Annotated in this window: 20 protein-coding genes and 2 pseudogenes; 12 read left to right on the forward strand and 10 right to left on the reverse strand. The window is 67.9% G+C overall.

The genetic code is table 11. From position 1 onward, the window contains the following. From NN2_RS36860 to NN2_RS02565, 3 genes and pseudogenes are all read right to left on the reverse strand, one after another. Positions 1 to 636: pseudogene (locus tag NN2_RS36860) on the reverse strand (hypothetical protein); the annotation flags it as partial. A 327-nt stretch (positions 637 to 963) separates the two neighbouring features. Then, positions 964 to 1,881 (reverse strand): SDR family oxidoreductase, encoded by a 918-nt coding sequence (locus tag NN2_RS02560; protein ID WP_063010021.1) that lies wholly within the window; start codon positions 1,879 to 1,881, stop codon positions 964 to 966. A gap of 75 nt (positions 1,882 to 1,956) precedes the next feature. Next, a complete protein-coding gene (locus tag NN2_RS02565) occupies positions 1,957 to 2,751 on the reverse strand; it encodes an SDR family oxidoreductase (protein ID WP_439955840.1) in 795 nt (264 codons plus the stop codon). Positions 2,752 to 2,801: 50 nt separating this feature from the next. Between NN2_RS02565 and NN2_RS02570 the strand changes: the two genes are divergently transcribed. The 5 genes from NN2_RS02570 (at position 2,802) to NN2_RS02585 (ending at position 6,575) form a co-directional block, all read left to right on the forward strand. Further along, on the forward strand, positions 2,802 to 3,566 hold the full coding sequence (locus NN2_RS02570) for an enoyl-CoA hydratase family protein (RefSeq protein ID WP_063010023.1): 765 nt from the start codon (positions 2,802 to 2,804) through the stop codon (positions 3,564 to 3,566). Between the two features lie 147 nt (positions 3,567 to 3,713). Continuing rightward, the gene (locus NN2_RS02575) at positions 3,714 to 4,595 is read left to right on the forward strand and encodes a CoA transferase subunit A (protein WP_082856677.1); all 882 of its coding nucleotides are present in this window, start codon (positions 3,714 to 3,716) and stop codon (positions 4,593 to 4,595) included. Beyond that, positions 4,592 to 4,729, forward strand: a complete 138-nt coding sequence (locus tag NN2_RS36865; protein ID WP_156511191.1) for a hypothetical protein — start codon at positions 4,592 to 4,594, stop codon at positions 4,727 to 4,729. Before NN2_RS02575 ends, NN2_RS36865 begins: the two co-directional genes overlap by 4 nt. Beyond that, positions 4,726 to 5,484, forward strand: a complete 759-nt coding sequence (locus tag NN2_RS02580) for a CoA-transferase subunit beta (protein WP_063010027.1) — start codon at positions 4,726 to 4,728, stop codon at positions 5,482 to 5,484. The genes NN2_RS36865 and NN2_RS02580 overlap by 4 nt, the downstream gene beginning before the upstream one ends. After that, positions 5,481 to 6,575 (forward strand): NAD(P)H-dependent flavin oxidoreductase, encoded by a 1,095-nt coding sequence (locus NN2_RS02585; RefSeq protein ID WP_030518669.1) that lies wholly within the window; start codon positions 5,481 to 5,483, stop codon positions 6,573 to 6,575. Before NN2_RS02580 ends, NN2_RS02585 begins: the two co-directional genes overlap by 4 nt. Positions 6,576 to 6,644: 69 nt before the next feature. Here NN2_RS02585 and NN2_RS02590 read toward each other — a convergent pair whose 3' ends face one another. Both NN2_RS02590 and NN2_RS02595 read right to left on the reverse strand, forming a co-directional pair. Further along, positions 6,645 to 7,283, reverse strand: a complete 639-nt coding sequence (locus tag NN2_RS02590; RefSeq protein WP_030518670.1) for a carboxymuconolactone decarboxylase family protein — start codon at positions 7,281 to 7,283, stop codon at positions 6,645 to 6,647. Positions 7,284 to 7,329: 46 nt separating this feature from the next. Next, on the reverse strand, positions 7,330 to 7,896 hold the full coding sequence (locus NN2_RS02595) for a VOC family protein (RefSeq protein ID WP_063010029.1): 567 nt from the start codon (positions 7,894 to 7,896) through the stop codon (positions 7,330 to 7,332). Between the two features lie 123 nt (positions 7,897 to 8,019). Here NN2_RS02595 and NN2_RS02600 point away from each other — a divergent pair, with 123 nt between their 5' ends. From NN2_RS02600 to NN2_RS02625, 6 genes are read left to right on the forward strand one after another with little or no spacing between them, the layout of a single operon-like run. Then, positions 8,020 to 8,655: a TetR/AcrR family transcriptional regulator gene (locus NN2_RS02600; protein ID WP_063010031.1), complete on the forward strand. Its 636-nt coding sequence runs from the start codon at positions 8,020 to 8,022 to the stop codon at positions 8,653 to 8,655. A 47-nt stretch (positions 8,656 to 8,702) separates the two neighbouring features. After that, the gene (locus NN2_RS02605; protein ID WP_082856656.1) at positions 8,703 to 9,998 is read left to right on the forward strand and encodes a CaiB/BaiF CoA transferase family protein; all 1,296 of its coding nucleotides are present in this window, start codon (positions 8,703 to 8,705) and stop codon (positions 9,996 to 9,998) included. Continuing rightward, positions 9,995 to 10,906, forward strand: coding sequence for a hydroxymethylglutaryl-CoA lyase (locus NN2_RS02610; protein WP_063010033.1), 912 nt, complete (start codon positions 9,995 to 9,997; stop codon positions 10,904 to 10,906). The genes NN2_RS02605 and NN2_RS02610 overlap by 4 nt, the downstream gene beginning before the upstream one ends. A 31-nt stretch (positions 10,907 to 10,937) precedes the next feature. After that, the gene (locus NN2_RS02615) at positions 10,938 to 11,327 is read left to right on the forward strand and encodes a nuclear transport factor 2 family protein (protein ID WP_030518675.1); all 390 of its coding nucleotides are present in this window, start codon (positions 10,938 to 10,940) and stop codon (positions 11,325 to 11,327) included. Beyond that, positions 11,327 to 12,511, forward strand: coding sequence for an acyl-CoA dehydrogenase family protein (locus NN2_RS02620; RefSeq protein WP_174554942.1), 1,185 nt, complete (start codon positions 11,327 to 11,329; stop codon positions 12,509 to 12,511). Before NN2_RS02615 ends, NN2_RS02620 begins: the two co-directional genes overlap by 1 nt. Further along, the gene (locus tag NN2_RS02625; protein WP_245658514.1) at positions 12,502 to 13,887 is read left to right on the forward strand and encodes a phosphotransferase family protein; all 1,386 of its coding nucleotides are present in this window, start codon (positions 12,502 to 12,504) and stop codon (positions 13,885 to 13,887) included. The genes NN2_RS02620 and NN2_RS02625 overlap by 10 nt, the downstream gene beginning before the upstream one ends. A gap of 178 nt (positions 13,888 to 14,065) precedes the next feature. Here the strand turns inward: NN2_RS02625 and NN2_RS02630 are convergent, their stop codons facing one another. Together NN2_RS02630 and NN2_RS02635 are read right to left on the reverse strand one after the other, a co-directional pair. Then, on the reverse strand, positions 14,066 to 15,586 hold the full coding sequence (locus NN2_RS02630; RefSeq protein ID WP_063010035.1) for an AMP-binding protein: 1,521 nt from the start codon (positions 15,584 to 15,586) through the stop codon (positions 14,066 to 14,068). Between the two features lie 46 nt (positions 15,587 to 15,632). Then, positions 15,633 to 16,537: pseudogene (locus tag NN2_RS02635) on the reverse strand (cyclase family protein). Between the two features lie 546 nt (positions 16,538 to 17,083). Between NN2_RS02635 and NN2_RS02640 the strand changes: the two are divergent. Then, complete coding sequence (locus NN2_RS02640; protein WP_063010037.1) at positions 17,084 to 18,400, forward strand: lipase family protein; 1,317 nt, start codon at positions 17,084 to 17,086, stop codon at positions 18,398 to 18,400. Positions 18,401 to 18,492: 92 nt separating this feature from the next. Here NN2_RS02640 and NN2_RS02645 read toward each other — a convergent pair whose 3' ends face one another. Genes NN2_RS02645 through NN2_RS02655 form a run of 3 tightly spaced genes read right to left on the reverse strand, consistent with a single transcriptional unit; the run spans position 18,493 to position 21,132 of the window. Then, positions 18,493 to 19,680, reverse strand: coding sequence for an acetyl-CoA C-acetyltransferase (locus tag NN2_RS02645; RefSeq protein WP_051757277.1), 1,188 nt, complete (start codon positions 19,678 to 19,680; stop codon positions 18,493 to 18,495). Between the two features lie 9 nt (positions 19,681 to 19,689). Then, a complete protein-coding gene (locus tag NN2_RS02650) occupies positions 19,690 to 20,352 on the reverse strand; it encodes a TetR/AcrR family transcriptional regulator (protein WP_063010039.1) in 663 nt (220 codons plus the stop codon). A gap of 45 nt (positions 20,353 to 20,397) precedes the next feature. After that, entirely contained in the window at positions 20,398 to 21,132 is a 735-nt protein-coding gene (locus tag NN2_RS02655; RefSeq protein WP_063010041.1) for a hypothetical protein, read from the reverse strand. Positions 21,133 to 21,306: the final 174 nt, after the last annotated feature.

Here is a 21,306-nt window from a genome sequence, read left to right on the forward strand (position 1 = left end):
GGAGCCGGTTCCGGCCAGGGCGGATCCCGTGGCCGCGCCCACCGAACCCGTTGCGGCGGAACCGGTGCCGCCCAACGCCGAACCGGTCAGCGCGGAGCCGGACGCGGCCGAACCCGCGGCCGCCGATCCGACCGCGGCCGAGCCGGTGCCCAGAATGCTCGCCAGGCCCGCAAAGCCTTCACCGGCAACCGGAGTCGGCGTGATGGGCGGCGGCGGTGCGGAAACCTGCGATGGCGCCGGCGTCGACGACGTGGTCGAGCGTCCGGGAATGGTCAGGTGGCCGTCGTATTGGCCGTCGTCGGACGGAGTGGGCCCCGCCGAACCGGACGGCCCCTGCTGTGCCACCACGCCGGGCCCGGCCGCGGGCTGCGACACCGGGGTGACCCCGCCCGCCGGATCATCGGGCGCTGACGCGGTGGCACTCGGCCGAGCTGCGGAATCTCGAACGGGCGTCGCGGCATCGGGCTGCGCGGCGCTCGGACTGCCGGAGGGCGAGCTGTGCGGGGCTGTCGGCGAGGGGTGCGGGGCGGCAGCAGGGGTGGCTGGTTGAGCGTTGGCCACCAGGGGGCCGAGGACCCCGCAACTGCCGATCAATCCGGCTACCGCAACAACGCGCGCGATGCGACCCATGGTCATGCGCTTGCCTTCCCTCAACTTCTCAGCGCAGATTTCTCCCCGGTCGCTACAAACCTCCGGGACCGAACGAATGCCGGCCCATCTTAACTGCCGACAGTTTGCTCGCGCAGCGAGATCATGTGAGGCCGATCACCCGTCGCGTCGCGGAAAGCGGAATCGGCTGCCGCGGTGACCCAGCCCACTCACCGTCGGCGAACCGAAAAGAGGACGTCATCGGCACGGGCACAAGGCAATTCACAAACCGGCGCCGGCGGATCGCGGCCGCGGGAAGGATGCGGCGGAACGCGATCTCACCGGCGCGGATCGTTGCTGTGAGGATTGCGGTGCTCAGGCTCCGTAGACCGGCTCGGGATCGGTTGCCTTGGCGATCAACTCACGCACCACCGGTCCCAATTCGGACGGCTGCCACCGTGCACCGCGGTCCTCGGCGACACCGTGGCGCCAGCCGTCGGCCAATGCCACCTTGCCGCCCTCGACCTCGAACATGCGCCCGGTGACACCGGCCGAATCCGGGCTGCCCAGCCAGACCACCAGGGGCGAGACGTTTTCCGGCGCCATCGCGTCGAAGCCGTCGTCGGGGCGGGCCATCATATCGGCGAAGACGGTTTCGGTCATGCGGGTGCGCGCGGACGGCGCGATGGCGTTGACGGTGACCCCGTAGCGCCCGAATTCCGCTGCGGCAGTGATGGTCAGCGCCGCGATACCGGCCTTCGCCGCCGCGTAGTTGCCCTGTCCGACGCTGCCCTGCAGACCGGCACCCGAGCTCGTGTTGATGATGCGGGCTTCGCGGGCGCGACCGGCCTTGGATTCCGCGCGCCAGTACTCGATGGCATGACGCATGGTCGCGAAGTGGCCCTTGAGATGGACGCGGATCACGGCATCCCACTCGTCCTCGGCCAGATTGACCAGCATCCGGTCGCGCACGATACCGGCGTTGTTCACCACCACATCGAGGCCGCCGAAGGTCTCCACAGCCTGGCCGATCAGCCGCTTCGCACCGGCCCAGTCCGCCACGTCGTCACCGTTGACGACGGCCCGGCCACCGGCCTGCACGATCTCCTCGACCACCTGCGCGGCGGGCGAATCGGCGCTGGGGGCGCCGTCCAGTTCCGCGCCCAGGTCGTTGACCACCACGTTGGCGCCCGCCGCGGCGAAGGCCAACGCGTGGGCCCGGCCGATTCCGCGGCCGGCGCCGGTGACGATCACGGTGCGTCCTGCACAGATCCGCTCGGAGTTGTCGGTCATATCTGCTGCTCTCATTTCCTCGGTGCGGTAAGGGTTTTCGTCGCGAAGTGGGGCGCGGTCACCAGCTGGCGGCTGTTATCGCGCGGCCGGTTGCGCGTCGTTGACGGTCGCCGCGTCCAGGAAGGCGGGACGTTCCCCACCCCCGTGCACGATGAGCGATCCGCCGTTGACGTAGCCGGCCAGCGGGGAGGACAGGAAGACCGCGACCCGGCCGATGTCCTCGGGTGTCGCCAGCCGCCCCAACGGCACGGTCGCCTCCACGGCCGCGATCCCGGCATCGTCGCCGTAGTGCAGATGGCTGGATTCGGTGCCGACCATCCCGACGATCACCGAATTGACCCGCACCTTCGGCGCCCACTCGATCGCCAGCGAGGACACCAGACTGTCCAGACCGGCCTTGGCCGCGCCGTAGGCGGCGGTGCCGGGCGAGGGACGATGGCCGCTGACGCTCGAGATCATCACGATCGAGCCGCCCTGGGGCTGCTGCTGCATCACGGCATTGGCCGCCTGCGAAACCAGCAGGGGGGCAAGCAGATTGAGCTCCACGATCTTGGCATGGAAATTGCGGGAGGCGGTGGCGGCGGGGGCGAACGGCGCCCCACCGGCATTGTTCACGACATGGTCGATCCGGCCGTGGCGCTGCACGATCGTCTCGATCAGCCCGGTGACCGCCTCACTGTCGCGCACATCGCACGGCAGGAATTCGGCGGTGCGGCCGGAGCTCTCGATCGCCGCCTCACCGGGGCGGCGGGCGCACACCACGACCGTCGCGCCGGCGTCCAGATATACCCGGCTGATGCCGGCGCCTACGCCCCTGACCCCGCCCGTCACGAGAACTACCGATCCGGACAGGTCCACTTCGATTGCCACCGTGCTAACCTACCAAGCACTTGCTTGTTTTGCCAACGAATGGACATGCGATGGGGATCAACCGTCACACCGAGACCTCGGGTATCGAGGTCGTCACGATCGACTATCCGCCGGTCAACGCACTGCCCACCGCGGGCTGGTTCGGCGTGGCCGATGCGATTCGCGAGGCCGGGCGCGACCCGGAGACCAAGGTCGTCGTGCTCCGCGCCGAGGGCCGCGGCTTCAACGCCGGGGTCGACATCAAGGAGATCCAGCGCAACCCGGGCCATCAGACGCTCATCGACGCCAACCACGGCTGCTACGACGCCTTCGGCGCGGTCTACGACTGCCCGGTGCCGGTGATCGCCGCGGTGAACGGCTTCTGCCTCGGCGGCGGCATCGGCCTGGTGGGCAATGCCGATGTCATCGTCGCCTCCGACGACGCCACCTTCGGGCTGCCCGAGGTCGAGCGCGGCGCACTGGGTGCGGCCACCCACCTGGCCCGGCTGGTCCCCCAGCACATGATGCGCACGCTGTTCTACACCGCCTCCACCGTCACCGCACAGCAGCTGCACCACTTCGGTTCGGTGCACAAGGTGGTGCCGCGGGCCGAACTCGATTCCGCCGCAATGGAAGTCGCGAAGAACATCGCCGCCAAGGACGGCCGGGTCATCCGGGCCGCCAAGCGCGCGCTCAACGGCATCGATCTGCAGGATGTGCACCGCAGCTACCGCTTCGAACAGGGCTTCACCTTCGAGCTGAATCTCGCCGGTGTGGCCGATGAGATCCGGGCGCGGTTCGACGAGGATCTGGCGGCCAAGAAGGAGGCACGATGAGCCACAATGCGCAGCCCGCGCATCGGGCCGACCGGGTGCGGGTGTCCCGCAAGACACAGCAGGAGGCACGATGAGCCACAATGCGCAGCCCGCGCATCGGGCCGACCGGGTGCGGGTGTCCCGCAAGACACAGGAGGTGCGATGAGCATGCGCGACAAGCGGATGTCGTTGGAGGAAGCCGTCTCCCAGCTGCGCAGCGGGATGACCATCGGCCTCGGCGGCTGGGGTTCGCGGCGTAAGCCGATGGCGTTCGTGCGGGCGCTGCTGCGCTCGGACGTCACCGACCTGACCGTGGTGACCTACGGCGGGCCGGATCTCGGTCTGCTGTGTTCGGCGGGCAAGGTGCGCAAGGCCTACTACGGATTCGTATCCCTGGATTCGGCGCCGTTCTACGATCCCTGGTTCGCCAAGGCGCGCACCGGCGGTGAGCTGGTTTCCCGCGAAATGGACGAGGGCATGGTCAAATCGGGCCTGCAGGCGGCCGCGGCCCGGCTGCCGTTCCTGCCCACCCGCGCCGGGCTGGGGTCGGACGTGCTGACGTTCTGGGACGGTGAACTGCGGACGGTCCAGTCACCGTATCCGGATGCCGACGGCCGTACCGAAACCCTGGTCGCGATGCCGGCGCTGACCCTGGACGCCGCGTTCGTCCACCTCGACATCGGCGACAAGCACGGCAACGCCGCCTACACCGGCGTCGACCCGTACATGGACGATCTCTACTGCCTGGCCGCGGAGCGGCGGTTCCTGTCGGTGGATCGGCTGGTCGAGACCGAGGAACTGGTGAAAGCCGTTCCGAACCAGGCGATCATCCTCAATCGCATGATGGTCGACGGCGTCGTGGAGGCGCCGGACGGCGCGCACTTCACCTTCTCCGGCAGCTACGGCCGCGACGAGAAGTTCCAGCGCCACTACGTCGAGGCGGCCAAGGATCCCGAGACCTGGGCGGCCTTCAAGGCCCGCTATCTGGACGTGACCGAGGACGAGTATCGTTCCGCGGTCGCAGACTTCGCGGCGGAGCAGGTGAAATGAGCGAGCAGACAACCACTTCCGCACACCGCGACCAGCATTCGATTCGCACCCGGATGCGCGTGGTGTTCACCCGCCCGGGCGTGATGAGTGTGCGTTTCGACCAGGCCCCCGTCCGATCCGAGGAGCGCCGATGAGCGACACCACCACTGTGACCCGCGCCGAGGTGTGCGCGGTCGCCTGCGCCGAGATCTTCCGCGGCGCAGGTGAGATCATGGCCAGCCCGATGTCGCCGACCCCCACCATCGGGGCCCGGCTGGCACGGTTGACCTTCGAACCGGATCTGCTGATCTCCGACGGTGAGTCCCTGCTGCTCGCCGAAACCCCCGCGCTGGGCGCCAAGGCTCCCACCGAGGGCTGGATTCCGTTCGGCAAGGTGTTCGACGTCGTGGCTTCCGGGCGGCGCCATGTCGTCATGGGCGCCAACCAGATCGACCGCTACGGCAACCAGAATCTGTCCGCCTTCGGAGCGCTGCAGCAGCCGAGCCGGCAGATGTTCGGTGTGCGCGGCGCACCGGGTAACACCATCAACCACGCGACCAGCTACTTCGTGCCCAAGCACAGCAAGCGCGTGTTCTGCGAAACCGTCGATATCGTGTGCGGAATCGGTTACGACAAGATCGATCCCGAGAATCCGGCGTACCGGTTCCACCACCTGCATCGGGTGATCAGCAATCTGGGCGTGTTCGACTTCGGCGGTCCCGGCCACACCCTGCGGGCGCTGTCGCTGCATCCGGGGGTCGCCGCCGACGAGGTCGCCGAGAACACCGCGTTCGAGGTGGCCGGACTGGACAGCGCCGAGGTGACTCGCACGCCCACCGAGGAAGAACTGCGGATCATTCGGACGGTGCTGGATCCCAAGGGAATCCGGGAAAAGGAAGTGGCCTCGTGAGCGGCCGGCTGCGGACTCCGCTGACCGAGCTGGTCGGCATCGAGCATCCGATCGTGCAGACCGGGATGGGCTGGGTGGCCGGGCCGGGTCTGGTCGCCGCGACCGCCGACGCCGGCGGCCTGGGCATCCTGGCCTCGGCGACGATGACGCTCGAGGAACTCGAGGTCGCGATCGCCAAGACGAAGGCCAAGACCGACAAGCCCTTCGGTGTGAACATCCGCGCCGACCTGTCCGACGCGCCCGACCGGATCGAGTTGATGATCCGCGAGGGCGTGAAGGTCGCCTCGTTCGCGCTGGCCCCCAAGAAAGAACTGATCGCGCGCCTGAAGGACAACGGTGTCGTGGTCATGCCGTCCATCGGCGCGGCCAAGCATGCGGTCAAGGTCGCCTCATGGGGCGCGGACGCGGTGATCGTGCAGGGCGGTGAGGGCGGCGGGCACACCGGTTCGGTGGCTACCACGCTGCTGTTGCCCTCGGTACTGGACGCGGTCGATATTCCGGTCGTGGCCGGCGGCGGATTCTTCGACGGCCGCGGTCTGGCCGCCGCCCTGGCCTACGGCGCGGCGGGCGTCGCGATGGGTACCCGGTTCCTCCTCACCCAGGACTCGAGTGTGCCGGATTCGGTGAAACAGCAGTACCTTTCGCGCGGTCTGCAGGACACGGTCGTCTCACTGAAGGTCGACGGCATGCCGCACCGCGTGCTCAACACCGAACTGGTCGACAAGCTGGAACATTCGGGCAGCTATCGCGGCCTCGTCGCCGCGGTCTCGAACGCCGTCAAGTTCAAGGGTATGACCGGCATGAAATGGTCGACCATGATCAAGGACGGCCTTGCCATGCGCAAGCAGAAGGACCTCACCTGGTCGCAGGTGATCATGGCCGCCAACACTCCCATGCTGCTGAAAGCCGGTCTGGTGGAGGGCAATACGCACGCGGGCGTGCTGGCGTCGGGCCAGGTCGCCGGCATCATCGACGATCTGCCCACGGTGGCCGAGCTGATCGACCGCATCATCGAGGAAGCAATCGCGCGGATCGACACGATCGCCGCGCTCCGTGACGGCGCCGAGGCGACCCCCGGCCCGTCGGCGTAACCGAAGCCGTTCGGCCGCAAGGAAAGGCCGCCTCGCCGATGCCGGCGGGGCGGCCTTTCCGGTTCGCAGCTACTCCCCCGACAGGTCGGCCGACAGATCGCGCACCTCGACACCTTCCGGAATCTGCACCTCCGCAACGGGTTCCGGGCGATCGTCGAATTCCAGCCGCAGGGCGCGGCACATCGTGGCGTGCATGTCGTACAGCGCGGTGATGTAGGTCAGTTCCAGAATCTCCGGATCGCTGAGGTTGGCTCGCAGGACCGCGAACACCTCGTCCGGCACCCGTCCGCCATCGTGGACCAGGCAGTCGGTGTAGGCCAGAATCGCGCGCTCGAGTTGGGAGAAACAGTCGCTGATCTGCCAGGACGGGATGGCCGCGATCTTCTCCTCGGGCGCACCCAGCGACCGCATCTGCTTGCAGTGCTGGGAGAACACGAACTGACTGCCGCGCGCGTATCCGGCCCGGCACTGTCCCAGTTCGCGCAGTAACGGATCCAGGCGGGAGTTGCGGTAGACGGCGAATCCCCGGACCGCGTGCCGGAACACCTCCGGTGACTGCGCGAAGACGGTCCACCAGTCGCCGGGGGTGGCGTGGACAGTGCCGTGGTCGACGGCCGGATCGCGGTCGGGTCCGAACAGCCGGTCGTAATAGAACAGGATCCGCTCGTCGGTAACTTCGGCGCGCGGGACTTCACGCAGGCGGGGCATGTTTCGAACCTCTCGGTAGTGCGGTTTCGCGGAGGGTGGATCGGGGTCAGAGTTCGGCGGCGGCGCGGCGATCGGCGGCGGTCTTCGGCTCATGTGAGACATCGGCCTCGGTGAAAGTTCTGGTCCAGCAGGCGAATTCGAGCAGTACGCCGTCCGGGTCCTGGAAATAGAACGACCGCACGAAGGTTCCGGGGTGCACATCGCGGGAGACGCCCGCGGGGCTGTCGTCGTGATTGAGGACCCGGCTGACCTTGATGCCCTCGGCCTGCACCCGCTGGTAATAGTCGTCGAACAGTTCCGGCGGCACGGCGAACGCCACATGGTTCATCGAGCCCACTCCGCTCACCAACTCCCCCTCGTCCGGAAGTCCTTTGGGCGCGGCCAGTCCGGGGGTGGCATCGGGCGCGTCGGCGAGCCAGAAGAAGGCGATGGTGTTGCCGCCGCCGCAGTCGAAGAAGAAGTGCTGACCGAGGTTGTGCGGCAGCTCGATGGTTTTGATCAACGGCATGCCCAGGGTGCCGGAGTAGAACTCGATCGTGCGGCGCATATCGGAACACACCAGGGCGAGATGGTTGATTCCGCGTAGTTCGTATTTCGGGTTGGCGGCGCTCATTGCAGTCCTTCCGCTGTGGTGCCGATTCGACCTCCGTGACGGGTCCGCACCTCTACTGTGAGCTGGGATTCTCCCGGCTGAACTGACTTGACAGTCATGTCATGTTCGTGGATAGTGTGATCCGTGCCGAAGTCATCTGTCAATAGCGCGCCCACCCCCGTCGACAACCTGACGCCCCGGGGCCGCAAGACACGCGACGCATTGCTGGACGCGGCGCGCAAGGTGTTCGAGACCGTCGGATTCCTCGATACCCGAGTGGAACAGATCAGCGAGGAGGCGGGCGTCTCCTACGGCACCTTCTACCGCTATTTCGAGTCCAAGGAACATGTGTTCGGCGAGTTGAGCACGCGGCTGTTCGACGATATGCACCGTCGCGAACCCATGCCCGCGGGACTCTCGCCGGCCGCCCGGCTCATCGCCGCCAATCGGTCCTATTACGCGGCCTACCGGCGCAATGCCCGGATGATGGCGATCGTCGAACAGGTCGCGACCTTCAACGAGGAGTTCCGGCGGCTGCGCCACGAACATCGGCGCCAACTCATCGAGCGCACCGCGCAGTCGATCGCCCGCTGGCAGCGCGAGGGCTTGGTTCGCGTGTCGCTGAATCCGGAACTGGCCGCGCGGGCCATGTCCGCGATGGTCGACCACACCCTCTACCTGTGGCTGATCCAGGGCGAGGACGCCGACGAGGACGCGCTGCTGAACACCCTCGACCAGATGTCGGTCAGCGCGCTGGGTCTCGATCCGGACGACAGATAACGGCATTTTCGCGGGGTGCGGGTGTCCCGCACACGACAGGAGGCAGTATGAGAACGGACCCACCGGTCACCGCACATCCCGACGCGGGCGACGGCGAGGCCGATACCGCGCACCCGGCGGCCGGACCGCTCGACGGCTTCCGCGTGCTCGAGTTGGGGACACTGATCGCGGGGCCGTACTGCGGGCGCCTGCTCGGCGATATGGGGGCCGACGTCATCAAGATCGAAGCGCCGGATCGTCCCGACCCCCTTCGCGATTGGGGGCAGGCGGCCGGTGGCGGCCACCAGTACTTCTGGACCGTGCACGCCCGCAACAAGCGGTGCGTGAGCCTCGATCTGCGTGTCCCGGCGGGGCGCGACATCTTCCTGGAATTGGCGCGCACGGCCGATGTCGTGGTCGAGAGTTTCCGGCCCGGCACGCTGGAGCGCTGGGGTCTCGGCTACGACGTGCTCGGGGAACTGAATCCGGGGCTGGTGCTGGCAAGGGTCTCCGGTTACGGGCAGACCGGGCCGTACGCGTCCCGGGCGGGGTACGCCTCGGTGGCCGAAGGCATCAGCGGGCTGCGCCACCTCAACGGATTCCCGGGGCAGGCGCCGCCGCGGATGGCGTTGTCGCTGGGGGACAGTCTGGCCGGACTGTTCGCCTTCCAGGGCGTCCTCGCCGCACTGCTGGTGCGGGAGCGGACCGGGCGCGGGCAGGTGGTGGACGCGGCGCTGACCGAGGCGTCGCTGGCGATCCAGGAGTCCACGGTGCCGGATTTCCACAAGACCGGACATGTGCGCCAGCCGTCGGGCACCCGGCTGGACCGGGTGGCGCCGTCGAATCTCTACAAGGCCAAGGACGGGCTGTGGGTGATCATCGCGGCCAATCAGGACACCGTCTTCGGGCGGCTGGTCACCGCGATGGGCCGGCCCGAACTCGCCTCCGACCCACGGTATTCCACCCATTCGGCGCGCGGTGAGCGGCAGGACGAGCTCGACGAGATGATCGCGGCCTGGGCGGGAGATTTCACCGCCGCCGATCTGATCGATCTGCTGAACCGCCACGGCGTGGTCGCCGGCCCGGTGAACACCGTCGCCGAGGTGATGGCGGATCCACAGTTCACCGCGCGCGGCATCTTCGTCGACCACGTCGATCCGTCCGTCGGCAGCGACGACGCCGGATACGATCCCGTCCCGGTCAAGGGCGTCGGTGTGGTGCCGCGACTCAGCGCCACCGCCGGTGGCGTGCGCTGGGGTGGCCCGAGCCGGCCGGGCACACATACCGACGAAGTACTGGGTGAGCTGCTCGGATACGACGCCGACCGGCTGGCGAATCTGCGCGGCGAAGGCACGATCGGATGAACGCCGTCGACATTCGCGAGGTGGGGCCGCGCGACGGTCTGCAGATCGAGGAACCGATTCCCATCGAGGCCAAACTCGCCTTCATCGACGCCCTCGTCGCCACCGGGGTGCGCCGGATCGAGGCCACCTCGTTCGTCTCGCCGCGCGCGATACCGGCCCTGGCCGACGCCGAAGCCGTTGCCGCACAACTGGACCGGTGGCCGGGCGTGGAATTCTCCGCCCTGGTCGCGGGGCTCGGCGGGGTGCGGCGCGCACTCACCGCCGGTGTGCATCGGCTGGAGTACGTCGTGTCGGCGTCCGACGGGCACAGCCGGGCGAACGTGGGACGCGACAGTGCCGAATCGATCGCTCTCATCGACCCCATCGCCGAACAGGTTCATGCGGTCGGCGGACAACTCGAGGTGATCATCGCGATCGCCTTCGACTGCCCGTTCGACGGCCGCACGCCGCCGGAGCGGGTGGCCGCGATCGCCGCGCGGGCAGTGGCTTCCGGCGCCGATTCGCTCGCCGTCGCCGATACCGTCGGCACCGCCTCGCCGGTCCGCACCGCGGAGGTGATCGACCGAGTACGTGCGGCGGCGCCCGATACCGAACTCGGCATACATCTGCACAACACGCGCGGGCAGGGACTCGCCAATGCCTGGGCCGCCTACGAACACGGCATCCGCCGATTCGATTCCGCCGCAGGCGGTCTCGGCGGATGCCCGTTCGCCCCCGGAGCGAGCGGCAATATCGCGACCGAGGAATTGGCCTATTCGTTCGACGACGGCGGCATCGAGACCGGCATCGACATCGACCGGGCGCTCGACGCCGCCCGGCTGATCTCGCGCCTGCTCGGCAAACCCGTCGACAGCAATCTGCTCACCGCGGGCGGCCGCCTGCGGCCCAGCAATGCGGCATCACAGTGAGCCGCACGAGAACGACCCGGAGGTCCTTCGCATGGATGAACTGGCCGACCGCTTCTTCGCCGCGGTCAGCGCGGGCGATACCGCGGCCCTGACCGCGCTGTACGCGCCCGACGCCCGGATCTGGCACAACGACAAGAACGCCGAGGAGACCGTCACCGAGAATCTGCGGGTGCTGCGCTGGCTCTCGCGCACGGTGGAAAACCTACGGTACGAGGATATTCGGCGCCATGTGCTGACCGACGGCTTCGCGCAGCAGCACGTCGTGCGTGGCCATCTACCCGGCCACGGCGATCTGGAGGTACCCGCGAGCCTGTTCGTCCGCGTCGAAGACGGGCGCATCACCAGGATCGACGAATATGTCGACTCGGCGGCGACGCAGCCGCTGCGCGAGGTCTCGGCGACGAACGGAGGTTACCGGTGATGTCGGTCAACCGCCCCGACGGCGAGATCGCCGAATTGTCCGCGCGGATGCGCACATTCATCGATACCGAGGTCGTGCCCGCGGAGCCGGTGCTGGCCCGCGAGGACGACACCGCACACGCCACCCTCGCCCGCCTGAAGGAGCGGGCGAAGGAACTCGGGTTGTGGGCGCTGGGCCATCCGGCCGAACTCGGTGGCGGCGGGGTGCCGTTCCTCGACTTCGTCTATTTGAACGAGATCATCGGCCGGTCCGAATTCGGCATGCTGGCCGTCGGTTCGGTCTCCATGCAGGACACGCTCATGCTGTACCGGCACGGCACCGAGGAACAGCGCGCCCGCTGGATTCCGCCCATGGTCGCCGGCGACATCCTGCCGTCGGTGGGCCTCACCGAACCCGAGGTCGCGGGATCCGATCCCACCCTGATCGCCACCGAGGCCGAACTCGACGGCGACACCTGGATCATCAACGGGCACAAATGGTTCACCACCGGCGCCGCCCAGGCGGCCTACTGCACGGTCTTCGCCCGCACCGAGCCCGAATCGGTTCCCCGGCACTCGCGGATCAGCGCGATCATCGTGCCGACCGACACCCCCGGCTTCGAGATCGTCCGCTCCATCCCGACCATGGGCCACGATCCGAGCGATCACTACGAGGTCCGGCTCACCGATGTGCGGGTCCCGGTGGCCAATCTGCTCGGCGAGCGAGGTAAGGGTTTCATCGTCGCGCAGGACCGGCTCGGACCGGGGCGGATCTTCCACTGCATGCGCTGGCTCGGGCAGGCGCAACGCGCCTACGAATTGATGTGCGAGCGGGCGAACACCCGATACGTACACGGATCGTTGCTCGCCGAGAAGGGCGAAATCCACCGGTACATCGCCGAATCGGCCGCCGAGATCCACGCGGCCCGGCTGATGACGCTCGACGCCGCCCGCGCCATGGATGCAGGTGAGGACTATCGGGTGCGGGTCGGCTTGATCAAGTTCTGGGGTGCGCGGATGCTGCACAACGTGATCGATCGCGCCATCCAGGTACACGGGGCCCTCGGGCTGACCGCCGACACCCCGTTGGAACGGATGTACCGGCAGGCCCGCTACGCCCGCGTCTACGACGGCCCCGACGAGGTGCATCGCATGTCGACCGCGCGCCGGTTGCTGCGCTCCCCCGAGGCGGCGCCGTGGCTGTGAGCGCGGAATCGGCTGCTGCCGAGCCGATTACGCTCGCCGACGGCGTTCGCTCGGTACTGGCCGCCACTCTCGAAACCGAACTCACCGATGTCGTGTTGCGGCAGTTCACCGGTGGCGCGAGCCGGCAGGTATATGCGATCGAGGCCCGCGACGGGACCGGCACCGCGGTGCGGGCCGTGCTGCGGCGGGACCCACCCGGCCACGGCGATCCCGCGCGCATGCACGCGGAGGCGGTCTGTCTGCGAGCAGCCGGTGCGGCCGGGGTGCCCGTGCCCGCCGTCCTCGCGGACGGTGCTAACGCGCCCGGCATCGACGCCCCCTATCTGCTGATGGAGCGGGTCGCCGGGGAGTCGATTCCCCGCAAATTGCAACGGGATCCGGCCTTCGCCGCGGTGCGGGAGCGCCTCGCCGGCGATCTCGGCCACGTCCTCGGGCTGATTCACCGGACCCCACTGGACACCCTGGACATCCTCGACGATCACGATCCGCTCGCCGGCATCGAACAGATCTATCGCGACCTGGACGATCCGCGGCCGGCGGTCGAGGCCGGACTGTGCTGGCTGCGTGAGCACCGGCTCGCGGATCGCCCGAAGACACTGGTGCACGGCGACTTCCGGCTGGGCAACTTCCTGATCGAGCCGGACGGCGTGCGCGCGATACTGGACTGGGAGCTGGCCCATCTCGGCAATCCGATCGAGGATCTGGGCTGGTTGTGTGTGCGGGCCTGGCGCTTCGGCGCCGCGGCTCCGGTGGGTGGACTGGGGAGCCGAGAGCAACTTCTGGACGGTTACGAACGGTCCGCGGGCTACCGGCCCACTGCGGCGGAGCTGCACTGGTGGGAAGTCTTCGGCACTCTGAAGTGGCTGGTACTCAGCCGCTTTCAGGCGCAGCGGCATCTCGGCGGAGACGAACGCTCACTCGAGCTCGCCGCGATCGGGCGCCGGGTCTGCGAATCGGAATACGATCTGCTCGCCGTCCTGGGCCTGCTCGACGAGAGCGTTTCGGTTCCCTCGCCCTCGGACATGCCTGCTACCGTGCACGATCGGCCGCATCCGACCGAAATACTCGAGCTGGTCGCCGACACGCTGTCCGCAGAGGTCGGGCCCGCGCTCCCGCCCGAGCAGTCGCGCTCGCGCTATCTGCTGCGGGTGTGTGCCAACCTGCTCGGTATCGCCGCACGCGAGCTGGCCGCAGGCCCCGCCGCCACCGCCGAAGTGCACAGCCGGCTGGCGGGGCTGGGCTGCGAGTCCGAAGCGGAGCTGGCCGCGCGGCTGCGCTCCGGCGCGGTGTCGTACACCGACGACGCCGTGCGCGCGGCGATCTCGGCCGCGGTTCTCGCGCGATTGCAGGTCGCGAATCCACGCCACCTCGGGTAATCGCACAACGGCGGCATCGGCGAGCGCCGACCGCTCGGCTTGATGGCGGGCCGGCGGTTCGGCACTGTAGGCGGTCCACGCTCGTTCATCGCGATCGGCCAGGGGCATCGGCGAAACGAAACGGCGGTCCGGTGGCGACTGGCATCGTCACCACCGGACCGCCGGGTCGCGGAGTGGTTCAGGAGAACTGGTCGCGCAGATCGCGTTTGAGGATCTTGCCGGTGACGTTCTTCGGAAGTGCGTCCAGGAACTCCACCCGCCGCGGAACCTGGAATCCGCCCAGGTGTTCACGGCAGCCGGCGATGATGTCGGCGGCCGCGGCGGTCGCGTTGTCGCGCAGCACGACCACCGCGCACACCACCTCGCCCCAGGTGTCGTCGCGGACGCCGATGGCGGCGGCCTCGGCGACCTGCGGATTCCGGTACAGCGCCTGTTCGACCGTCAGCGAGGCGACGTTCTCACCGCCGCTGATGATCAGATCCTTCTTCCGGTCGACGATGTAGACGAAGCCCTCCTCGTCCTGGCGGACCATATCGCCGGTGCGGAACCAGCCGTCGGTGAACGACTCCGCGGTCGCGCGCGGATCGTTCCAGTAGCCGATGGTCACCTGGTCCGCGCGCACCACCATCTCGCCGATCTCGCCCCGCGCGACATCGGCGAAATCCTCGTCGACGATGCGAATATCCGCCAACCGCATGGGTTTACCCGCCGAGGCGAGCAGATGGGTTTCCCCGCGCGCCGCCCGCCGGTGCGCCTCCTCGTCCAGATGCAAGACGTTCCCGGCGAGTTCGGTCATCCCCATGCCCTGATAGAAATCGCATCCGAACCGCTCCAGGCCCGCGCGCAGCACCGCGGACGGGATGGCGGAGGACCCGTATCCGATCGCCTGCAGCGTCTTCGGCGAATGCCGCTCCAACGCCGGATCCTGCAGCAGGAAATTGATCATCGTCGGCGCCAGCCCGGTCTGGGTCACCTGCCATTCGTCGACCACCCGCAGGAAGGTCGCGTTGTCGTAGGCGCGCAGGATGCCCACAGTGGCGCCGATCAGATGGTTGACCAGCACCACATAGCCGCCGACATGGCACAGCGGGAAGCAGAACAGGAAAACCGTCTCCTCCGCGACGGTCCACTGCAGCGCCGAAGAGGTCACGCCCGCAAGGAGATTGCGATGCGAGACCATGACGCCCTTCGGCGCCCCGGTCGTCCCGCTGGTGTAGACCAGCCACGCCACATCGTCGGGATCGGGACGGTAGGCGGGCGCGGCGGCCGAGGCCGTACCGGCGAACTCGTCCCATCCGATGGTGCCCGGTGCGGCGCCGATCGACACCACAGTGGTGACCGACGGGATCCGGTCGCGGATGCGGTCCACGAGATCGGCGAACTCCTCCGCGACGATCAGCACCCGGGCGCCGGAATGCTCGATCAGGCCGGCGATCTGGTCCTCGTGCAACCGGAAGTTGAGGATCGTCAACGCCATTCCCGCCATCGGAACGCCGTAGTAGCACTCCAGATACTGCGGGCAGTTCGCCGACAGAATCGCCACCCGGTCACGCGGCTCCGCCACGCCGAGCAGCGCGTTCGCGAGGCGGCGGCAACCGTCGCGCAACCGCCGGTAATCGATCGCCTCCTGCTCGAAGCGCACCGCGATCCGGTCGGGGTGTTTACGCGCGCCGTATTCGACGATGTCACCGATCAGCATCTGTCCGAACTCCTCGCCGATTCGACACTCATGGCAGGCACCCTTCTCACCGGATCGCGAGCGGGTTGATCGGCGAGCCGACCCCGCGAGTGAATTGCAGGGGTGGGCCGGCGTAGAAGAAGTCCCAGCGTCCGTCGCCCGCGCATGCCTGCGCCAGATCCTCGAAGTCGAGCATTTCCGCAAGGGTCAGGCCCATATCGCGGATGAGCACCATATGCAGTTCGAACGCGGTTCCCGGATGTTCGCCGGGCATCACCTCGACCGCCCAGTTGTCGGAGCCGACGACGGCCACGTCCTTGTCGCGCAGCCAGGTCGCACACGCCAGGCTCAGGCCCGGCTCACCGGCCATGAAGCCCTGCGGATCACCGTCGGTGAGGAATTTCCTGCGCCAGCCCGTGCGGATCAACAGGATGTCGCCGGCGCCCACATCCACGCCCTGGGCGGCCGCGACGGCGTCGAGTTCGTCGGGACCGATCGCGGTTCCGGCTTCGAGCCAGTCCACGCCGCGATGGCGAGCCACGTCCAGCAGCACGCCGCGCCCGGCGATGCCCCCGGACTGGGTGTGGATACCGCATTTATCGGCGCCCTTGACCGTCACTCCAGAGCCGGGGTGTCCGTTGTACAGCTCGTCGTCGTAGTGCACATGCGCCAGCGAGTCGTATTGGGAACCGGCCTGCAACGGCATGAAGACGAAGTCGTCGGCCCATTTGAAACCGCCGGGAAGCACCTGTTCCTGGCCGTTTTCCGACATCAACCGGATCGGATTGATGCGCGCGCCGCCGGGCTGTGGGCCGTCACCGTCGAGCGGAATGCCGAGTTTGAAGGTCTCACCGGTGCGAATCAGCGCCGCCGCGGCCACCACCCGCTCCGGCGGATCAGATTCGTGGTTCCGCGCTCGTCGTCGGTCCCCCACCGACCCCAATTGCTGACCTTCCGGCCCAGAGCGCGCATATCGGGAACTTCGGGCACCGTTGCCTCCTGAACAGTTTGTGACGTGACAGTCATGTCAACTTTGTGCCGCAAGTGTGTCCGACGGCACTTTCGGTGTCAATAGCCGGATGTCAGGTTCGCCCCGCTCGAGGCCGGGAGGCAGGTTCCGGACCAGGCGAGATGGAACGGCCTGGACGAAGCGGGGCGTACGAACTCGGCTGAGATGCGATAGCGCAAGGCTATTCACACACTTCTTCCGCTCACCTGGCGACGAGTATCCGATACTGTGCAGTTTCACTTCATAGCGTTCGTGGGACAGCCTCGCAGCGGCGCGGAAGAATCGGCCATGTCGAACATAATTTGTTGCTGCGCAGCGCTTTTCGTCCGGAAAGCCGCTCATCTACAGCTGAGCCGTAGATGCAGCGGCACGCGCAGACCCATCGAAAGCGGCCGATTTCCGAAACCGAGCGGTTGATTTCCGCCATATTGACGTGCGAGGGTGATTGGGTTCACACTACCAACGAGTAACCGGACGAAGGTGTCCGGTTCGGGTAGAAGGGGACTCTGGTGAAACGAGGACGCGCAGTCCTTCAGCTCGCGACCGCCGTCGCGGCCATGTCATTGCTCGTCGGCTCAGCGACCGGTCTCGCACCGAATGCGCACGCGGCATCCGATTCGTTCTACGAGTACACGGGCGCGGCGCCGCTGTCCTCGATCGCACCGGGAACCGTGTTGCAGACGCGGACGATGCCGTACCACTTCGCGGGCATCCCGACGCCCGTCACGGCCGTGCAGCTGCAGTACCGCACGACCGATGCCCGGCAGCGTCCGGCCGTGAACGTCACCTCCGTACTCCTGCCGCCGACCGGCGTCGATCCTGCGAAAGCCGTTGCCTACCAGTCCTTCTACGACTCGCTCAATCCCGAGGACGGGCCGTCGCGATCGGTCGCGGGCAATGTGTCTTTCGGCGGCGCGGTGAACAATGTGGAGGGTGAGCTGATCGCGCCGCTGCTGGCGCAGGGCTACACGATCATCGTCGCCGACACCGAGGGCCAGGCGGCCGATTTCGCCGCGGGCCCCGAGTACGGAATGAACACCCTGGACTCGATCCGGGCGGCGACCCACTCGGCGCAGGTCGGCCTGAACGAGCAGACCCGCGTCGCGCTGTTCGGATATTCGGGCGGCGCGATCGCCACCAACTGGGCCGCGGCCCTGGCGCCGGTCTACGCCCCGGATGTCGACCGGCAGCTGGTCGGGGCGGCCGAAGGTGGCGTCCTGGTCAATCCGGCACGCAACCTGCGCTATATCGACGGCAGTTTCGGCTGGGCCGGGGTGGCGGCCATGGCTGTGATCGGCATCGGCCGCTCCTACGACATCGACTTCTCGCCTTATATGAGTGCGTACGGCGCCGAGATCCTGAACAAGATGCAGTACGCGTCCATCGCCAATGTGCTGTTCCAATACCCGGGCCTGACCTGGGCCCAGATGGTGAAGCCGGAGTACGCCGATCCCAACAGCGTGGCGCCGTTCGTCGCGGCGGTGCGCAAGGTCGACCTCGGTCTGGCGCCGACGCCGACGATTCCGATGCTCATCGGGCAGGGCGCCAACGGCGTGCTGGAAGGGACCGACAACGGTAAGCCGGTGTCCGGCCCCGGTGACGGCGTGATGGTCGCGGGCGACGTGCGCAGCCTGGCCCGGCAGTACTGCGACACCGGGAACTCCGCGATCCTGTATCGGCAGTACGACCTGCTCAGCCACACTCCGTCGACCATCGCGTGGCTGCCGGAGGCCCTGCTCTGGCTCGACGACCGGTTCGCGGGCCGGCCGGCGCCGGCGAACTGCGGCGCCATCGCGCCGGGCAATTCGCTGGACCCGGTGATCTGAGCCCACCGGACTATATGAGAAGAGGCCCCGCGGCGTGCGGGGCCTCTTCCGTGTTCACCGGATCGCATTCGCCTGACGAAAGGCGAAGCGGCTCAGGAGATTCGCTCGATGATGGTGACGTTGGCCGTGCCGCCGCCCTCGCAGATGGTGAGCAGGCCGTAGCGGCCGTTCACCCGCTCGAGCTCGTTGAGCAGGGTGGCGAACAGCTTCGCGCCGGTGGCGCCGAGCGGATGTCCGAGCGCGATCGCGCCGCCGTGCACGTTCACCTTGTCGGGGTTCGCGCCGGTCTCCTTCAGCCAGGCCAGCACCACGGAGGCGAATGCCTCGTTGATCTCGACGACATCGATGTCGTCGATGGTCAGCCCGGTCTGCTCCAGCGCCCACTTGGTCGCCGGGATCGGCGCGGTGAGCATGTAGATCGGGTCGGCGCCGCGGGCGCTGACGTGGTGGATGCGGGCGCGCGGCTTCAAGCCGTATTCGGCGACGGCCCAGTCGGAGGCCAGCAGGGTGGCGCTGGCGCCGTCGGAGATCTGGCTGGCGACCGCGGCGGTCAGGCGGCTGCCCTCGCTGAGCGGCTTGAGTCCGGCCATCTTCTCCAGGCTGGTCTCGCGCGGGCCCTCGTCGATCCAGAAATCGCCGACCGGCACGATCTCGCGATCGAAGGAACCCTCGGCGATGGCCTTGCGGGCGCGTTCGTGGCTGCGAAGTGCCCAGCGCTCCATATCTTCCCGGCTGATATCCCACTTCTCGGCGATCAGCTGCGCGCCGTTGAACTGCGAGACCTCACCGGTGCCGTAGCGGTGGTCCCAGCCCTTGGCGCCGACGAACGGTGAGTCGAAACCGTACTCCTTACCGGCCAGCATGGCGGCCGAGATCGGGATCGCGCTCATGTTCTGCACGCCACCGGCGACGATCACCTCGGCGGTGCCGCTCATGATGGCCTGCGCGCCGAAATTGATCGCCTGCTGGCTGGATCCGCACTGACGGTCCACCGTGGTACCGGGGACCTCCTCCGGATATCCGGCCGCCAGCCAGGCTGTCCGGGCGATGTTGCCGGCCTGCGGGCCGATGGCGTCGACACAGCCGAAGATCACATCGTCGACGTTGCCGGGATCGATGGCGTTGCGGCCCAGCAACCCCTGCAGTGCCGCCGCGCCGAGGTCGGCGGGATGCACACCGGCCAGCGCACCGCCGCGCTTACCGATCGGCGTCCGCACGGCATCGATGACGTAGGCCTCGCGTACCGGCGCGTACCGGCGGCGATCGGACGGTGTGGACATGTAACGCTCCTATTCGGATGTGCCGGATTCGGCGCCGGACTGAGATGCTCCGGAATGAACTGCGCCGGAACGGTTCTCGGGGTTGGTGAGCCCATCGAGCACGATGGTCAGATACTGCTTGGCGAGGGTGTCCGCGGTGATGCGGCCGCCGGGCTGATACCAGCGCACCGCCACCCAGACGGTGTCGCGCAGGAAGCGGAAGGCGAGCTCGACATCGAGTTCGGGGCGGAAGCTGCCGTCGCGCACGCCCTCGGTGAGCACATTGCGCCACAGCTCCCGGAATTCCCGGTTGTATTCCGCGATGTACTCGAAACGCGGTGTGTCACTGAGCCTTTTGGCCTCGGCCTGATAGATCGCGACGGCCGAATGCCAGCGGTCGAACGATTCACAGGAGGCGATGACCAGCGCCTCGAGCGTGGCTCGCGGCGACAGGTTGGAGGCGACGATCTCGCGGTAGCGGCCGAACAGATCGTCGAGGAAGCCGCGCAGAATCTCGTCCACCATCGCCTCTTTCGAGTCGAAGTGGTGGTAGAGACTGCCGGATAGAATCCCCGCCGCATCGGCGATATCGCGGACCGTGGTCGCACGCAGGCCGCGCTCGGCGAACAGGCCGGCGGCCAGGCCGAGCAACTCGTTGCGGCGTGCGGATTTGGAGGCCTCGGATGCGGTCACTCGGCCATAATACAACCAAGCATTTGCTTGGTCTACGGTGGTGGCTCACCGAATGGAATAGCGCAGCGGCGAGGACATCGACAGATCGACGAGGAGCCGATCGCAGATCTCCATCGGCGGGATACCGGCCCGTTTCATCCGTGCCACCAGCGCGAGCCGACGCTCGCAGCTGTCCCATTCCACCGTCAGCGGCCCCCGGCCGGGTCCCGCGTCCACGGTCGCCATCGCCCGCGGCGGGCCGGCCGGATCCGGGATCTCACTGAGTTTGAGCACGATGCCGCGCCGCCACGCCAGATAGGTGTCGCGATCGGCGGCGCCCTCCAATTTGCCGGTGGCCGCGGCCAGTCCTCGATCGATGCCGTCGGCGAAGGCGAGGCGATCGAATCGGAACCGCCGGCAGCGCCGGACCACCTCCAGCAGATCGGCGCGCACCTCGCACAGCAAGGCGGTCTGCTGCCGGCGGCGTTCCCCACCGGGATCGGCCTCCCCCGGGCCGCAGCCGGCGCCGATGCGCCGCACTCGCCGCCGATCGCGGGCCATATCCGCACGCAGGGCGGCACGCGGATCGCGTGCCACCTCGGCCTCGTCGACCTCGTGTTCGTGCAGAATCTGCGCAGCGCGGGTCGCCGTCGCGTGCGCATCGGGGTGATCGAGCAATTCCGCACCGAGGGTGAGAGCGGCGAGCACGACGCTGTCCTGCCGCCGCCGCGCGAGCACCACCTCGCGAATCAACTCGAGTTCCAGTACGTCGTTGTCTTCCTGTCGACCGTCCAGACCCATGGGTCGTGGTCCCTTCGAACTGTCGGAACCGGACGTTCTCAGGATCCCACAGGTAAGGGCAGTCGGCGCCAGTGTTTTTTCGCCTCCGCTTCGCTGCGGCGGGGTTCTCGGCCCCCTGGGCCTCGATTTTTCACTCCTCCGGTCAGTCGCTGCGCTCCCTCCCTCCGTCGCTCC

The sequence above is a fragment of the Nocardia nova NBRC 15556 genome (assembly GCF_001613005.1).
Classification (GTDB): Bacteria; Actinomycetota; Actinomycetes; order Mycobacteriales; family Mycobacteriaceae; genus Nocardia; species Nocardia nova.

Excerpts from the sequence above, each read along its gene's own strand:
- NN2_RS36865 (WP_156511191.1), top strand. The coding sequence starts at position 4,592 with ATGAGCGAGCAGACAACCACTTCCGCACACCGCGACCAGCATTCGATT.
- NN2_RS02580 (WP_063010027.1), top strand. The coding sequence starts at position 4,726 with ATGAGCGACACCACCACTGTGACCCGCGCCGAGGTGTGCGCGGTCGCC.
- NN2_RS02610 (WP_063010033.1), top strand. The coding sequence starts at position 9,995 with ATGAACGCCGTCGACATTCGCGAGGTGGGGCCGCGCGACGGTCTGCAG.
- NN2_RS02575 (WP_082856677.1), top strand. The coding sequence starts at position 3,714 with ATGCGCGACAAGCGGATGTCGTTGGAGGAAGCCGTCTCCCAGCTGCGC.
- NN2_RS02595 (WP_063010029.1), bottom strand. The coding sequence starts at position 7,896 with ATGAGCGCCGCCAACCCGAAATACGAACTACGCGGAATCAACCATCTC.
- NN2_RS02655 (WP_063010041.1), bottom strand. The coding sequence starts at position 21,132 with ATGGGTCTGGACGGTCGACAGGAAGACAACGACGTACTGGAACTCGAG.
- NN2_RS02645 (WP_051757277.1), bottom strand. The coding sequence starts at position 19,680 with ATGTCCACACCGTCCGATCGCCGCCGGTACGCGCCGGTACGCGAGGCC.
- NN2_RS02605 (WP_082856656.1), top strand. The coding sequence starts at position 8,703 with ATGAGAACGGACCCACCGGTCACCGCACATCCCGACGCGGGCGACGGC.
- NN2_RS02615 (WP_030518675.1), top strand. The coding sequence starts at position 10,938 with ATGGATGAACTGGCCGACCGCTTCTTCGCCGCGGTCAGCGCGGGCGAT.
- NN2_RS02590 (WP_030518670.1), bottom strand. The coding sequence starts at position 7,283 with ATGCCCCGCCTGCGTGAAGTCCCGCGCGCCGAAGTTACCGACGAGCGG.
- NN2_RS02560 (WP_063010021.1), bottom strand. The coding sequence starts at position 1,881 with ATGACCGACAACTCCGAGCGGATCTGTGCAGGACGCACCGTGATCGTC.
- NN2_RS02630 (WP_063010035.1), bottom strand. The coding sequence starts at position 15,586 with ATGCTGATCGGTGACATCGTCGAATACGGCGCGCGTAAACACCCCGAC.
- NN2_RS02620 (WP_174554942.1), top strand. The coding sequence starts at position 11,327 with ATGTCGGTCAACCGCCCCGACGGCGAGATCGCCGAATTGTCCGCGCGG.
- NN2_RS02570 (WP_063010023.1), top strand. The coding sequence starts at position 2,802 with ATGGGGATCAACCGTCACACCGAGACCTCGGGTATCGAGGTCGTCACG.